General features: G+C 37.3%; 9 protein-coding genes. All 9 read right to left on the bottom strand.

Annotated elements, in window-relative coordinates; all coding sequences use genetic code 11:
• Nucleotides 1-24 precede the first annotated feature (24 nt).
• Complete coding sequence (locus HMPREF1117_RS08635; protein ID WP_000442256.1) at nucleotides 25-195, bottom strand: hypothetical protein; 171 nt, start codon at nucleotides 193-195, stop codon at nucleotides 25-27.
• Nucleotides 195-701, bottom strand: coding sequence for a dihydrofolate reductase (locus tag HMPREF1117_RS08630; RefSeq protein WP_000162477.1), 507 nt, complete (start codon nucleotides 699-701; stop codon nucleotides 195-197). The genes HMPREF1117_RS08635 and HMPREF1117_RS08630 overlap by 1 nt, the downstream gene beginning before the upstream one ends.
• A 129-nt stretch (nucleotides 702-830) precedes the next feature.
• A complete protein-coding gene (locus HMPREF1117_RS08625; protein ID WP_000229342.1) occupies nucleotides 831-1,349 on the bottom strand; it encodes a Dps family protein in 519 nt (172 codons plus the stop codon).
• A gap of 338 nt (nucleotides 1,350-1,687) precedes the next feature.
• A complete protein-coding gene (locus tag HMPREF1117_RS08620; protein ID WP_000766868.1) occupies nucleotides 1,688-3,541 on the bottom strand; it encodes a GH25 family lysozyme in 1,854 nt (617 codons plus the stop codon).
• 66 nt (nucleotides 3,542-3,607) lie between these two features.
• Complete coding sequence (tpiA, locus tag HMPREF1117_RS08615) at nucleotides 3,608-4,366, bottom strand: triose-phosphate isomerase (RefSeq protein ID WP_000087904.1); 759 nt, start codon at nucleotides 4,364-4,366, stop codon at nucleotides 3,608-3,610.
• Between the two features lie 97 nt (nucleotides 4,367-4,463).
• The gene (locus HMPREF1117_RS08610) at nucleotides 4,464-5,141 is read right to left on the bottom strand and encodes a DnaD domain-containing protein (RefSeq protein ID WP_000221585.1); all 678 of its coding nucleotides are present in this window, start codon (nucleotides 5,139-5,141) and stop codon (nucleotides 4,464-4,466) included.
• Nucleotides 5,142-5,149: 8 nt separating this feature from the next.
• Nucleotides 5,150-6,094 (bottom strand): homoserine O-acetyltransferase MetA, encoded by a 945-nt coding sequence (gene metA / locus HMPREF1117_RS08605; protein WP_001122701.1) that lies wholly within the window; start codon nucleotides 6,092-6,094, stop codon nucleotides 5,150-5,152.
• 183 nt (nucleotides 6,095-6,277) lie between these two features.
• A complete protein-coding gene (locus tag HMPREF1117_RS08600; protein ID WP_001049317.1) occupies nucleotides 6,278-6,790 on the bottom strand; it encodes an adenine phosphoribosyltransferase in 513 nt (170 codons plus the stop codon).
• Nucleotides 6,791-7,001: 211 nt separating this feature from the next.
• Nucleotides 7,002-15,209: a YSIRK signal domain/LPXTG anchor domain surface protein gene (locus HMPREF1117_RS08595; protein WP_000676869.1), complete on the bottom strand. Its 8,208-nt coding sequence runs from the start codon at nucleotides 15,207-15,209 to the stop codon at nucleotides 7,002-7,004.
• Between the last annotated feature and the right edge of the window lie 499 nt (nucleotides 15,210-15,708).

The following is a 15,708-nucleotide window of genomic DNA, read 5'->3' as shown; positions in this document are numbered from 1 at the left end:
TTCCGTTCTATCTTGTCATTCTATCTAAAATAAGGTCATGTAAAAAGCATGGACACTATTCACTAAATTTGTAAAAGCATTCAACCAAAGGAGGACAGAAAGTCCATAGCGTTTTTTACGAAAAGCTTGCGCACCTGCTAGTACACATACAAAACACAGCAAGGCCGTGAAAAAACCAAATATACTCCGTTCCATTAGACTTCCTTTCTCTTTCGGTATTGGATAGTAAAATCATAAGGATTTTTCTCGTCTTTAGCATAGAATTTACTTGAGACAGTCTCAAAAAGAGACAAATCAAAATCCTCAGGGAAATAGGTATCTCCTTCTACCCTAGCATGAATCTGAGTTACAATCACTTCATCTAGATAAGGTTCAAAAGCTTGAAAAATTTGCTTTCCACCAATGACATAGAGATTCTTATCTTGACTTTGATACCAGTCCAATACAGACTCAATATTATTAAAAATATTAACCCCATCCATATTTTCATCTGCATTACGAGTTAAAATCAAAGTCTCCCGTTGTGGAAGTAAACGACGTCCCATTCCATCAAAAGTAACTCGTCCCATCAAAATCGCATGATTGAGAGTGGTTTCTTTAAAGTGTTGCAATTCTGCGGGTAGATACCAAGGCAAACGATTGTCCTTACCGATTACCCCCTCTTCATCCTGGGCCCAAATAGCTACGATTTTCTTAGTCATACTTCCATCCTTTTTACTGATACTACTATTTTATCAAAAAACTAAAAAAAAGACTGGTTTGGAATAGCTTCTAAAATAGAAAAATCTGTAAGATGAATCTTACAGATTTTCATATACTTATTAAACCTCTTACAAACCAGGTGCTTGTCCAAGTTCTGCTGCAAGCATCCAGATTGTTTTATCCGTCTCAGTTTTGGCATCTGCAAAGATACCGTTTGTTACATCGTCACCTTCTTCATCAGTTACATCCAAACCTTTTTGGAACAACTCTGATAAGTAACGGAAGATAGAAAGTACACGTTCCAAGCTTTCTTCAACATTACGGTATTCACCAGCTTCTTCTTCAATTTCACTGTGTTCAAGGAATTCTGTCAAAGTAGAATATGGGTTGCCACCAAGTGTAATCAAACGTTCGCTGATTTCATCCAAGTGACCATCAAGAGCATCCATGTATTCATCCATTTTTGGATGCCATACTAGGAAGCCACGTCCACGCATATACCAGTGTACTTGATGAAAAGCAACGTGAGCTACATACAAGTCTGCTACAGCTTGGTTTAAAACTGCCTTTGTTTCAGCCAAAGCTACTGGTGCTGCCTTAGTTAGTGTTGCTACATCTTTTACTGCTTCTTTTTTAATTTCAACCATTATTTATACCTCATTCATTATTTTTCTAAGCAACCACATATTAGTGATTACATCCTTAGTATACTACTATGAAAAAATAATATCAAGCCAAAAGGCTCATATGAGAAAAGTTGCAATAGACTGATAATTTAAAGATTTATTAGAGAAAAAAGTGATAAAATAAACCCCTTTCAAGTGTCTTTTTATTATGCAGCATGTGTCATTTTTCCGACTTTTCGTAAATAGATTTTTACTAAAGATACTTGGTATTTGCTAAAATTTTTCAAATTATAAAATAATGTAATCAAAAGAAAAAGAGTATGCAACATAAATGCATACTACTTCTTCCAATTTAGGGTTTAATACCAGACGCTAACATCCACATTTCCTCGAATTCCTTTTAGAGATTCAGTAGATGTATACTGCCAACCTTTTGCTCCAGAATAATATGGATTTGTCCAATCAAGTCCATCTGTATAGGCTGCGACCCAATTGACATGTCTTAGAATATCAGGATGATTTAAACGTGTTTGTAATAGACTACGGTAACTATAAACTTTCACATTTTGATAACCCGCTTGTCTCATTTTTGACATATACTTATTGATGATCTTAACCCAGGTTCTAGTATCTGTTGGAGCTTTTTTAGTTTTATTATTGTACTCCCAGTTTTCAACGTCATAATAGATAGGATAAGACAAATTCATATTGTATTTTTTCAACAGTGCAATAGTTTGTTTGGCGTCATTTTCGGCATCTGTCTCATCTTCAGCGTAGGTATAGAGATAAACACCATAAGGTATTCCTAATCTGTTCAACTCTTTGATGTTGTATGCCAATTGCCTGTCTTCAGCACCGCTATAGCCTAAACGGACAATAACTCCATCTACTCCATTTTCATTAATTACTTTTTTCCAATCAGAGATATGGCCGTTGTGTTCACTGATATCAATTACTTTTTTGGCTTGATCAGTACCGACTTGCTCTTCTCTACGATTATAAAAATAACGTTTACCATTTTTGTTAACCCAGCCAGAGTTCAAATCTTTCTTTTCTTTTAATTCTCCCGAATCTGCAAAAATATAGCGAACACCATCTATGACTAACTCACCAGTAGCCATGGCACCACTACCTGTCAAATAGTAATTACCTTGCCACTCATTTTTAGCCATGTAACCCCATTTTTTGAAGTAGTACCATTTACCATTCACTTTTTGCCATTCTTGATTTGCATAAGAGCCATCGGATTTCAAATAGAAATAAGAAGAGTAAGTTGAGTCATATAACCATTCATTTTGCATCATTACGCCTTGAGCATTTAAGTAATAATTGCCCTGCCACTGATTCTTAACTAAATATCCGCCCTTCTTAAAGTAGTACCATTTGCCATCCACTTTTTGCCATTCTTGATTCGCATAAGCACCATCAGACTTAAAATAGAAAGAACTCTTATAGGCATCATCATAAATGAATTCATTCTTGGCCATATAACCACCTGATTTAAGGTAGTAGTTCCCTTTCCATTCATTCTGAGCATAACGACCATCCGATTTTAGATAAAACCAACTCTTATATGTTTGATCATAGACCCATTCATTCTTGGCCATGTATCCATTCGATTTAAGATAGTAGCTCCCCTTCCACTCATTTTGAGCAAAGCGACCATCAGATTTTAGATAAAACCAAGCCTGACGAGTCTGATCAAAAACCCATTCATTCTTGGCCATGTAGCCGCCTGATTTAAGGTAGTAGTTCCCCTGTAATTCATTTCGGGCATAGCGACCATCGGACTTTAGATAAAACCAACTTTTGTAGGTATTATCGTATATCCATTCATTCTTGGCCATAGAACCATCAGCTTTAATGTAGTAATCACCTTCCCAATGCGCAGGCTTCTGAGCTGGTTTGATTTCTTCTTTCTGATTACGTTGATTAGTCTCATCAGCTTTTTCTTTACTTACTGTTTTCTGATTAGTAGAAGGTGTTTCTTTTTTCGCTTCTTGCTTTTTTGTTGTATCTACAGTCTTGTTATCCGCCTGATCTTTTTTTGAAGGTTGCGTATTTTGATTTTCTACCTTGTTTAAAGAAGCCTGAATACTGTTTTCTTCCGAAGAAGAAGTTGTTGTTTCAGTTTCATTAGCAGATACTTGACTGACTGCTAATCCTAATAACAAGACACTTGCTAGACCAAGCTTTCTAATTATCAATTTCAATCTGTATTCTCCTATAAAAAATGGAACAAGCATTTAAATGCCGTTCCACTTAGCTTTTGCTTCAAATTATTTTACAAAGTCAAGCAAAGCCAAGAAGCTTTCTGCTTCAAGTGATGCACCACCTACAAGGGCACCGTCAACGTCTGGACAAGCCATATATTCAGCAACGTTTTCAGGTTTAACAGAACCACCGTATTGAACACGAACTTTATCCGCAACTTCTTGACCGAAGTCAGCAGCTACAACATCACGAACAACTTTACACATTTTTTGTGCGTCATCTTGTGAAGCTGATTTACCAGTACCGATAGCCCAGATTGGCTCGTAAGCGATAACTGATGCAGCAACTTGTTCAGCAGTCAATCCAGCCAATGCTGCAGATACTTGAGCACCTACGAATTCAGCAGCTTTTCCAGCTTCGTAAGTTTCAAGTGATTCCCCACAACAGATGATTGGAAGCATACCGTTTGCAAAGATTGCTTTTGCTTTTTTGTTAATGTCTTCATCAGTTTCATGGAAGTAATCACGACGTTCTGAATGGCCGATTACTACATAGTCAGTACCAATTTCTTTCAAAACTTGTGGGCTAGTTTCACCAGTAAAGGCACCTGCGTTTTCAAAGTAGCAGTTTTGAGCAGCAACTTTAAGGTTAGACCCTTTAGCAGCAGCAAGAACTGTTGTCAAATCAAGAGCTGGGACCGCGATACCTGCTTCAACAAGTTCTGATGAAGGAAGTTTTGATGCAACAGCTTCGACAAATGCTTTTGCTTCTTCTGGATTTTTGTTCATTTTCCAGTTACCGGCGATAAATGGTTTACGTGACATTTCACATACCTCTTTTTAAAATTTATTTTCTTCTTATTTTATCATAATTAAACACAGCTTGCAAATCTTACTCGGATAGCTAGACTAGTTTCAAAGCCTAATCCTTCCAGAGATTCATTGCATCTAGAAAATCTTCGGATACTGGTGTTTGTTGTGGCTGACTTGCTACTCTTTCTGCCCGTTTAGCTTCTACTTGAGCCACACTTCTAATCCCCTCGTGACGCCAATTCCGTAAAATAGCCTGAATGTACTTCCAGTTAGCTTTCCCATTTAAAATAGCTTCCCGAAGAGCTTCCTTAACTACATCAGTATTTGTTCCATCTTCTTTTACAGTTTTAGTCAAATCTTCAATTTCAAACGGGGTCAACAAGCGACCCAGTTCCTGCTCAAAGGTTTCAACTAAGTCTTTTAGTTGATTTTGAGGAGTCAACTGCTCAACCTTCGACTTACCAACATCTAGTAACTCATCCAGGCGTTCTAAGGCCGGACTCGCATCAAAAATAAGCTCTATTTCACCATTTAACTCAATAGTCCTATACTGAAGTAAACCCTTCTCGGTCAAATTGGAAATAGCTTGATTGACTTCCGCCAATTCTTTTCCAATAGTCTCAGCAATTTGACTCGGAGACAATTCTTCCATAGCGGACGTATTTTGTAAATAGAAAAATTGCCAAACCAGAAAATCATCACTGGAAGGAAAGAGTTCCTTAAAATGCAAGAGCAGGGCACTCGGCAAAATCAAGTTCCCTGATTTAAAAGCGTCTAAGTATGTCATAATTCCTCTTATAAATAGCCAAATGCAGATGCATCATTTTGAATACTTCTCCAATCAAAGGGTGTTTCTTGATAGACAGCATAGTTAACCCAGTTACTGAAAAAGAGAGCTGCAGATGAAGACCAACAGAGACAAGGGGTTTGATGAATATCATCATTCTTAAAGTAATTTTCTGGAATATGCGGATTTAATCCAGCCTCACAATCACGAAAATACTCTTTTGCCAAGGTATCGCGATCATACTCTAAGTGTCCAAAACTATAAATTTCACGCAAATCCCGACTAGCCAAGATGGAGACACCAACTTGGGAGCCTTCCGACAGAATTTCTAAATTGGTCTTATTTAATATCTCTTCTTTAGAAATCTCTGTATTTCTAGAATGTGGAGCCACATAACTATCGTCAAAACCTCTAAAAAGGAGATGTCCTTCTATCAAAGTATCTTGCGGATAAATCCCAGATAGCTTACTATCCATTTGATACTTTTCTACTCCATAGCGAAGATACAGACCTGCTTGGGCACCCCAACAAATATGAAGAGTAGAGTAAACATGGGTTTTAGACCATTCAATCACTTGACTAAACTCTTTCCAATAATCCACTTCTTCAAAAGGTAGATGTTCAACCGGGGCACCAGTAATGATCATCCCATCAAAATAGTCATCCTTCACTTCTCTAAAGGTCTTATAAAAAGTTTCCATATGCTCTGCACGAGTTGTCTTGGAACGGTGACTCTCCATATAGAGGAAGTCTATGTCCAATTGCAAAGGAGTATTTGCTAAATGCCGTAACAACTGGGTCTCTGTAACCACTTTTTTGGGCATTAAATTCAAAATCAAAATCTTCAAAGGACGAATATCTTGATGAGCCGCTCGTTGGTCATCCATGACAAAGATATTTTCTGTCCTTAAAATCTCAACAGCTGGCAGTTTTTTATCAATTCGTATCGGCATAACTCTCTCCTAACTGTAGTCTTTCGGGAATCGCGGTAGGTATTTAACTATCCAATGTTAAACATTTCTTTCCTTTATTATACTGTAAGAAGATATAGTTTTCAATTATAGTTTTTCTCTAACTAGCTATAGTCTATTTTTATATCCTAATGTAGAGAAAACAGCCCTAGGGACTGTTTTTCTTTAATAATGCATCAGAACCTTGTAATCGTAGTCACCGATTTTTTCACGGCCTTTTAAGTCATCTAATTCCACCAGAAAGGCACAACCTGCCACAACACCACCAAGTTTTTCAATCATCTCGATAGTTGCCTTAACAGTTCCACCTGTTGCCAAGAGATCATCTACAATAAGAACACGTTGACCTGGCTTGATGGCATCAGCATGCATAGTCAAGGTATCAACCCCGTATTCTTTTTCGTAGTCAGCAGAAATGACTTCGCGTGGTAATTTACCTGGTTTACGAACTGGTGCAAAACCAATTCCCAACTCAAAGGCAACTGGACAACCCACGATAAATCCACGAGCCTCTGGCCCTACAATCATATCAATTTTCTTGTCAGTAGCATACTGAACGATTTCACGAACAGCGTAGCTATAGGCATTACCATCAGCCATCAAAGGACTGATATCACGGAAGGTAATACCTTCCTTTGGATAATTTTCAATCGTTGCAATATAATCTTTTAAATTCATATTTTTCTTTCTTTCAAAGTTTTTACTCTCTATTATACCATATTTTTTCTAAAAGAAGAACAGATAATTCTCAATTACTTCATAAGAGATTTTCAGCATCATAGTAGTCAATCTCCGTCTTATTAAAATGACAAAAAACCGATGAAGCGTATGCTCCATCGGTTTTAAGGATTATCTGTCAATTCTTATACATTAACAGCGCTTAGAAAGATTAGTCATCTTTCTTCTTACGAGCTACAAGTCCAAATCCACTCAAGACTCCGAGAAGTCCAAGTGCTGCTAGATTAGCATGATTTGCTGTACCTGTATTTGGCAATTCTTTTTGACCTTCAACATATTTAGATTGCTCAGGCATAGCAGGTACTTCTTGTACAGTTGGTGTCTCTGATGAAGTTGGTCTACTTGGTTCAACCGGCATTGGAGCTGGTGGCATTACTTTTTCGTATACGTGTTCAACATCTCCATTTGGAAGTTTCTTCGTTTCTACGAATCTATATCCTGGAATGTCTTTCTTAGGTTGGTCACCTTTTTCTACTGGATAGCCTGGAATTTCATTTCCTTCTTTATCTTTGTGGAATGTGTTAACTTTTTCGTATACGTGTTCGATATCTCCATTTGGAAGTTTCTTAGTTTCTACGAATCTATACCCTGGAATGTCTTTCTTAGGTTGGTCACCTTTTTCTACTGGATAGCCTGGAATTTCATTTCCTTCTTTATCTTTGTGGAATGTGTTAACTTTTTCGTAGACATGTTCGACATCTCCATTTGGAAGTGGTTTTGTTTCTACGAATCTGTAGCCTGGGATATCTTTCTTAGGTTGGTCACCTTTTTCTACTGGATAGCCTGGGATTTCGTTTCCTTCTTTGTCTTTGTGGAATGTAGTAACTTTTTCGTATACGTGCTCTGTATCTCCATTTGGTAATTTCTTAGTTTCTACGAAGCGATAGCCTGGGATTGAATCTTTCTTAGGTTTTTCTCCTTTTTCAGTTGGAACTTTTGGAATTTCATTTCCTTCTTTATCTTTATAGAACGTTAAAACTTGTCTATAGATATGTCTTGTGTTTCCTTCTTGGTCTACTATTGTTTCGACATATTCATATTCCGGAATATCTAGTTTAGCTTGAACGCCATCTTCTTCTGGGAATCCTGGAATTGGTTTACCATTTTCATCTACATAATCTGTAGTTGGACGAACTGTTGGTGTGTAAGTCGCAGTAATCGTATTACCTAACTTATCTTTTCTAACTACCGTTACACCTTCTGTAGTACCTACATACCCTTCTTCCGGAGTAAATGTTACTTTACCTTTTTCGTCGATTGTGTAAGTTCCTTCTCCCGGTACTACCATTGTTGTAGATCCATCAGCAAATGTTGGTGGTACATTCACATCAACATCACCTGTAAATTCTGGAGTTTCAGATTGAGGAGTATTCTTAGGTCCTTCTGTAGCTTTGTCTACAGTTGTTGTTACTGGTGTTACTGTTGGAGTGTATTTAGCCGTTACTTCTGTTCCGTTCTTATCTACACGTTGTACAGTTACTCCTGTAGCTGTCCCTAGGAATTCTGGTTCTGGTGTGAATGTTACTTTACCATCTTTATCGATTGTGTATGTTCCTTCTCCTTCAACTGTTACAGAATCAACTGGATCACCTGTCTTAGGATCAACTAGTTTAGCTGGAACATCCTTATTAATTTCAACAGTTTCTTCTTTTCCATTGATTTTCACTGAACCACCTTCGAACACTGGTGTTCCTGTTTGTGGTTGACCTTTAGGTCCTACTGATGTCTTATCTTCTCCAGTTGGCGTTACTGGCACTACTTTTGGAGTATACTTAGCTGTTACTGGCGTTCCATTCTTATCAACACGTTGAACTTCTACACCTTCTCCTTTTCCAGTAAATTGTGGTTCTGGTTGGAATTTCACTTTACCATCTTCGATTGTGTATGTTCCTTCTCCAGGAATTACTACTGGTTCATCAGTTGGTCCTCCTGTTTCTGGATCAATCAGTTTTGGTGCTTTTGTTTCATCAATCTCAACAGTTTTTGGTACACCATTAACCGTTACTGTTCCACCTTTGAATTCTGGTAATCCTGTTTGTGGTTTACCTTGAATATCTTTAGATTTAGCTGGTGTTGCTGTTGGTGTTACACCTTTAACTTTAGGTGTATATTTCGCCTGAACTGTTGTTCCGTTCGTATCTTGACGTTGAACAGTTACTCCTGTTGCTTGACCTGTAAACTGCAGTTCTGGTGTGAAAGTTATGTTACCATCTTCGTCAATAGTATATGTTCCTTCATCTTTTACTACAACTTTATCAGTTGGGTTTCCTGTTTCTGGATCGATTAGTTTTGGAGCTTTTGTTTCATCAATCGGAACTTCTTTATCTCCACCTTTAAATACTGGTGTTCCTGTTTGAGGTACACCTTGTACATCTTCTGATGTTACGTCTTCTCCTGTTGGTTTAACTGGAGTTACTGTTGGAGTGTATTTAGCTTTTACAGCTGTTCCGTTTGTATCTTCACGTTGAACTTCTACTCCTGTAGCTGTTCCTGTAAATTGTGGTTCTGGTTGGAATTTCACTTTACCATCTTCGATTGTGTATGTTCCTTCACCTTCAACTACAACTTTATCAGTTGGTTGTCCTGTTGTTGGATCAATTAGTTTTGGAGCTTTTGTTTCATCAATCGGAACAATTTTTTCTTCATCGTTAACTGTTACTTTTCCACCTTTGAATTCTGGCAATCCTGTTTGTGCTTTACCTTGAACATCTGTTGTTTCAGCTGGTGTTGCTGTTGGTTTAACAGGTTTAATGTTAGGTGTGTACGTTGTTCTTACTGGAGTTCCATTCATATCTGCTGCTTGAATAGTTACCGGTGGAACTTGTCCTACATATGTTTTGTCTTCTGGTGTGTATACTGCAACTGGATCTTTACCAGGCTCTTTTACAAGAGTATACTTACCGATTACTTTATTTGGATCTTTTGGATCTTTTACAACTACTTCATCAGTTGGTTTTCCATTTTCACCTACTAATGTAACTGAACCTTGATTAATCGGTACCGGATCTGATTTAATTGGATTTCCAGCTGGATCTTCTAAATCTGCAGTTCCACCTTTGAATATAATAGGTTGTTTTTGAGTTGCACCTTGTACATCCGTTGATTCAGCTGGCTTAGCCGTTGGTTTAACCCCTACGATTACTGGAGTATATTCAGCTGTTGCCGGAGTATTATTTTTATCTACACGTTGAACTGTTACTGGTTGTACTGATCCTACATAACTTTTATCTTTTGGTGTGAATTTCACTACTCCTGTAGTCGGATCTAAAGTATATTTACCGATTACATTTCCTTCTGGATCTTTCGCTGGAAGTTCATTTGAAGGAACAGGTTGCTTCGTTTCTGGGTCAAGTAATGTTGCTGGTTTATCGTAATCGATTGGTACTGCTTCATTACCTGGTTTGAAGTAAGGTTTACCATTTTGTTCTTGACCTTGTACTCCTGTAGTCACATTATCGAATCCTTCTGGTACTACTGGTTTAACAATAGGTGTGTATTTTGCAGTAGCTGGCGTTCCATTTGTATCAACACGTTTTACAGTTACACCTTTTGCTACACCTGTGAAGTCTTTTTCTGGTTGGAAGTGAACTGTTCCATCTGGGTCTACTGTATAAGTTCCTTCTCCTGGTACTACTTTTGTAGTCGTTCCATCTTCGAACGTCGCTGGCACTTTATCGTCGATTGGGAATTCATCGTCCCCTGGTGTAAAGACTACTTTACTTTGTTGAGGTTTTCCTTGAAGGTTTGTCGTAGTTTTATCTTGTCCTTCTGGTACTACTGGAGTCACAGTTGGAGTATAAGTTGTTTCTACTTTTGTTCCGTTTTTGTCTGCTGCAGTTACTTTCGCTGGGTCTGGTGTTCCAGTGAAATCTTTATTTGGTTGGAATGTAATTACGCCAGTTTCTGGGTCTAAAGTATAAGTACCCACTTCTTTTCCATCTTTAAGAGCTGGCATTGTTGTTACTTCTGCACCTGTTGGGTCTACAAGTTTCACTGTTGATTTATTGATTGGTGCTGATTCGTCACCTTCTTTAAACATTGTAGTTGTATCTTGAGTTTGTGGTTTACCTTGTTTTCCACTTGTCTCTTTTGGTTCTGCAGTTGGTTCTACTTTTTCCACTTCTGGAGTGTAGTCTCCACTAGATGTAACTTCAACTTTATTTCCTTCTGAGTCTGTTGCTGTTAAAGCTACTTTAACCTCTACTCCTTGTGCTTTACCTTTAAAGCTTGGTTCTGGTGTAAATGTTACTTTACCAGTCTCATCAATTGTATATGTTCCTTCTCCTGGCACCACAACTTTGCCTTCTTCATCAGCACCTTCTAGTGAGTACTTAGCTGTAGACCAGTCTACATTTGTACCATCTGGAGTGTTAGTTCCTGTATTTAATTCAGAGAAACGATCTTTTCCTGATTTAGATTCTTGAGTTTGTCCTTGTTTTCCTTTAGTTTCATCATTTGATGGTTTAACACCGTATACAGTTGGTGTGTAAGTAGTTGAAGATTCTACTACTACTGGTTCTCCATCATCTCCTGTTAAGGTTACATTAGCTGAAACTGTTAATGGTTTAGCCGTACCGATAAATCCTGGAGCTGGTGTGAAGTTCACTTTACCTGTGTTTTCATCAATTTCATAAGTACCTTCACTTGTAGTTACAGAACTTACTTTTTTACCTGATTCTGGATCAACAAGTTTGTAGTCAGATACTTCTGCATCATTTGGTAAACCAGTCTTGAATCCTTTTTCCATTGAATCAGTTTGTTCTTGACCTTCTGCACCAGAAGATTTTTCAGGTTTAGAAACTACGATGTAGTAAGTTGTTTCTGCCACTGCATCTTCTGTAACTTCTCCTGAATCTGTTTTTCCTACTGTTGGAGTTGTTACAACACCGTTTGAATCAACAGCTCTTACTGTTACTTTGTAACTTCCATACTCACCTAGAGTATATGCTGCGATTTCTGGGTTTGCTAAGTTCTTCTCTGCTGCTGTTTTTAATGCTCCACGAGCTGTTTCTACAGCTTTTTCAGCTGCAAGAGCCTCATCACGAGCTGATTTTACTTTTGCTTCTACACCAGGTAATGCTGCTACCGCTTTATCTAATTCTGTTTTTAGTGAAGCTTGTTGTTCTTTTGCCGCATTTAATTTCTTCTCAGCTAAATCTCTCGCTGTTGGTGAAATTGTACGAAGATTTAAATCATCTAAAGCTTTTTGAGCATCTTCTACTATTCTATCTTGACGGTCTACTAATTCTTGAATTTTCGCTAATTCATTATTTGCTCCTCGAGCGTTCGCAACCGCTTCTGCTGCAGCTTTTGTTTTTTCTGCTGCAGTACGTTGTGCTTGAATATATGCTTTTTCTTCTGCTTCTGCTAAGTTAAATTCTTTTTTCGCTCCACTTGGTGAAGTTACCGTTAATTTAGTTTTAATTGTTTCAGACTGTGCATCATCTGACTCATCGTCAATTTTATCTTCAAACGCTACATTTGCTTTAGGTGATTTCAATAAATCTACAGAATTTCCTTGTGTATCTGCGTAACTTGTTGATGTTCCCGCTGGTTTGTCGTTTTGGATAGATGCTACATCTGTACTTGATGCTTCACGATATGCTACATATCCTTTGAATCCAGAATCTGTAGAAATCTTCCATCCTGCATTTGATTTTTCTGCAGTAACAGTCGAACCGTCAGAAGCAGTCCATTTATCTGTTGCTGAATCATAAGTTACTGTAACAGTAACCCCTTGTGCATTAGTTGTTTGCGCTTTTGGTAATGTAGTAACTGTACGTGTTACATCACCGACCGCTGTTACTTCACCATTTTTACGAATTTCTGCAACTTTTTCTGTTAAAGTAGCTGCATTTGAAGTTGTATTCCATGTACGAGTGAATTCGTATACAATGTAGTCAACACTTCCATCTGCTTTTGCATCTGTATAAACACGACGTTCTGTTAATGTTGTAGTTCCATCTCCATTGTCTTTTAGGACATAGGCATCTTCATTTGCAAGAGCATATTTACCAGTTGCACTATTAAATGTAGCTGTATATTCTTTATTATTTGCATCTTTCACTTTCACAACTTCACGTTGTAAGTCCGCACGAACTTTATCAGTAGTTGCTTTCGCTACAATACTATCTACTCCAACATATTGCGTAGAATCAGATGTTACTGGAAGATTGAAATTAGAAGTTGCTGTTGTTGATGCATCTCCTAATTGATCTCCTGCTTTAACAGCAGTATTCGTTGTTCCTTCTGCTACAGTCCATTTACCGTCTTTTACAACTAATTTTGTAACTGTTCCATCTGGCATTGTAATTTCTGCTTTATTAGCACCATTAGATACTGTTACAGGAACTTTTGTTGCATAAGCTTCTACGTTAGATACTGTAACTTTTGGTGCTACTGCAATCGTAATATTTTCATGAGCTTCTTGACCATACATATTCCAGTCAACATTCTTAGCATTTGTGGAGTCGTTGTAGTCTTTAGCATATGCTGCTACAGTGAAGATCCCAGCTTCTGTTGCTGTACCGTGAACAGTACCTGATTGTGGATTATAATCTAAACCAGGAACAACATCCTTAATAGGTGTGTCTTTTCCTGTATATACTCCATTTAATGTAGTGTGAGCCGTAACTGTTTGAGGATTTGCCATCGCTCTTACTTTACTACCATCAACAGCTGTGAAGTCTGCTGTTTTAGCTGTAGATGATGGAGCTGCTTCAGAACCAGCTGTAAATGGAGTTCCATCAGTACGAGCATAGTTAGCACGAGTATCCTTATTCACACCATCGTTATCAACATATTTAATATTATGGTTCACTTCATCTCCAATTGTGACCATTGTAGATGTACCTTTAATTAATGGAGCTGTTGAGTCTTGCCATCCAATCCATCCAGCTGTTAAGTCACGGAAAGTAACTTGTTGAGATTGACCATCTTTTTCAACTGTAACGATATAACGCATATCATAAACACCATTTTGAAGGTTCGATGCTACGTATCCTTCTACAGTATCTGTTTTTTCATTATATCCTGTACCAGGAACTAAGTTACTTAGTTGGATATCTTTAATTTTATATCCCGCAGCTTCTGCTTCTGGTGATAAAGTGAAACGTTTTTTAGCATCAGTGATATATACATAGTGGTTTCCTTGCTCATATGTATATCCGTAGATTTCTGTGGTTAAGTATTCGTAAGCACCACCTGCACCCCATGTATTATTGTTGTTAGATTTACCAGTGACACGAAGTTTGCCTTTCCATAGTTCTGCTTCACGTCCTACTTTTTGAGCTTCTGTTTTAGATAATGGAATATCTGTACGTCCACTTGTCCCAGCTTTACCATTGTTTGCTGCAGCTACATCTGTATTATCTGATTGATAACCACGAACATAAATTTTATAGTTGCTATTACCGTCTAAAACTTTGTAAGATTTACCTGTTGCAGTAGCGAATTCTCCATTTTCTTTTCTTAATTCTGTAGAAGCAGCTGTATACCCTTCATTAGCTGAAAGAGCTACAGCGAATCTTCCATCACGATCAAGACCTGCTTTTTTAAGTTCATCATATACCGCAAGAATCGATTCATTCAAACGTTCAAGTTGCGCATCTACTTGTTCTTTTGTTACGCTCTTATCTGCTAAAAATGATTTTGTTTCAGAAAGAATAGCTTGGTTCTTAGCAACAGCAGCAGAAATAGCTGCTTTATTTTCTTCCTTAACTTCTTGTTTTTCAAGTTCATTTTCTGCTAATCTGTTAGTTACTTCAGCTTCTGATGATACTTGAGTCAATACTTTAGTTACTAAAGACAGTGATTTATCTTCTGATTCCGTTGCTTTTGCTGCCTCTTCTTTTCTAGCTTCAACAACTTTATCAAAACCAGTATGATTGGCTTCATTCACGACTGTTGTAAGAGCCGATACCTTAGCAGCTTGACGATCAACTTCAGCTTGATTTGCATCTATTTTCCCTAGAGCTTCTTTAGCATTCCCTAGAACTTCATTTGCAGTTGCAATAACATTTGCATCCGCGTATTTTGCAGAAGATAATTTAGACTCCAAACCAGAGATACTCGCCTCTAGAATGTCTCTATTTACTTTTTTTGTCTCTTCCGCTTGTGTTTCTTTTTCAGAAACCTCTGGTTTCACTGCTTGATCACTGGTTCCTGCTTTATTTTCTGGGCTAGCAGTAGTTTCCAAATTCGCTCCAGAAGTCACTTGAGCTTCTGCTGCTGAAACTGCACCATTTCCTAGAAATAGTAAACCAGCAGCAATCGCTACTGATGCTGCACCAAAACTATACTTACGAATACCGTAACGAATGAACTTTTCTGTTCGAAACTCTTGTTGTTTGCCTTTCATTTTCGAGAGCAACCTCCAAATAATTATTTTTTGCAATATAGATGAACAAATAACTACTCACCGAAAATCATATATTCATATATGTTTATATTATAAAAATCTATTTATACCTATGAGTAGTAATTGGCACCAATACCCACAGTAATTTTAACATTTTCCCAATAATTTAGCAATATATACGATAACTAATAAATAATATTTTTTTTGATATTTTTTAAATATCATTATATTTATCATTTTTTTCTCTTGTATTTTAGAGATAGCAATAGCTCTTTAATTATTCAAACAGACAGTAGGCATTATTTTTATATAGGATTTTAAATTATTTTGATAATTTACTACTACAATTCTAACGATTAACACTATCTGTAAAACATAAAAACCTCATCCCTATTTAAGTGAGGGACAAGGCTTCTAGTGAATTAATGATTATTTCTATGGCATTTAAGAGCCATTTATTCGATTTGCTCTTAAAAAAGATGTTTTCGAATATCAGCAT

The sequence above is a fragment of the Streptococcus sp. SK643 genome (assembly GCF_000259505.1).
In the GTDB taxonomy this organism is placed as follows: Bacteria; Bacillota; Bacilli; order Lactobacillales; family Streptococcaceae; genus Streptococcus.
This window is presented reverse-complemented; position numbering and strand designations above follow the sequence as displayed.

Excerpts from the sequence above, each read along its gene's own strand:
- HMPREF1117_RS08635 (WP_000442256.1), bottom strand. The coding sequence starts at position 195 with ATGGAACGGAGTATATTTGGTTTTTTCACGGCCTTGCTGTGTTTTGTA.
- HMPREF1117_RS08630 (WP_000162477.1), bottom strand. The coding sequence starts at position 701 with ATGACTAAGAAAATCGTAGCTATTTGGGCCCAGGATGAAGAGGGGGTA.
- HMPREF1117_RS08625 (WP_000229342.1), bottom strand. The coding sequence starts at position 1,349 with ATGGTTGAAATTAAAAAAGAAGCAGTAAAAGATGTAGCAACACTAACT.
- tpiA (WP_000087904.1), bottom strand. The coding sequence starts at position 4,366 with ATGTCACGTAAACCATTTATCGCCGGTAACTGGAAAATGAACAAAAAT.
- HMPREF1117_RS08610 (WP_000221585.1), bottom strand. The coding sequence starts at position 5,141 with ATGACATACTTAGACGCTTTTAAATCAGGGAACTTGATTTTGCCGAGT.
- metA (WP_001122701.1), bottom strand. The coding sequence starts at position 6,094 with ATGCCGATACGAATTGATAAAAAACTGCCAGCTGTTGAGATTTTAAGG.
- HMPREF1117_RS08600 (WP_001049317.1), bottom strand. The coding sequence starts at position 6,790 with ATGAATTTAAAAGATTATATTGCAACGATTGAAAATTATCCAAAGGAA.
- HMPREF1117_RS08595 (WP_000676869.1), bottom strand. The coding sequence starts at position 15,209 with ATGAAAGGCAAACAACAAGAGTTTCGAACAGAAAAGTTCATTCGTTAC.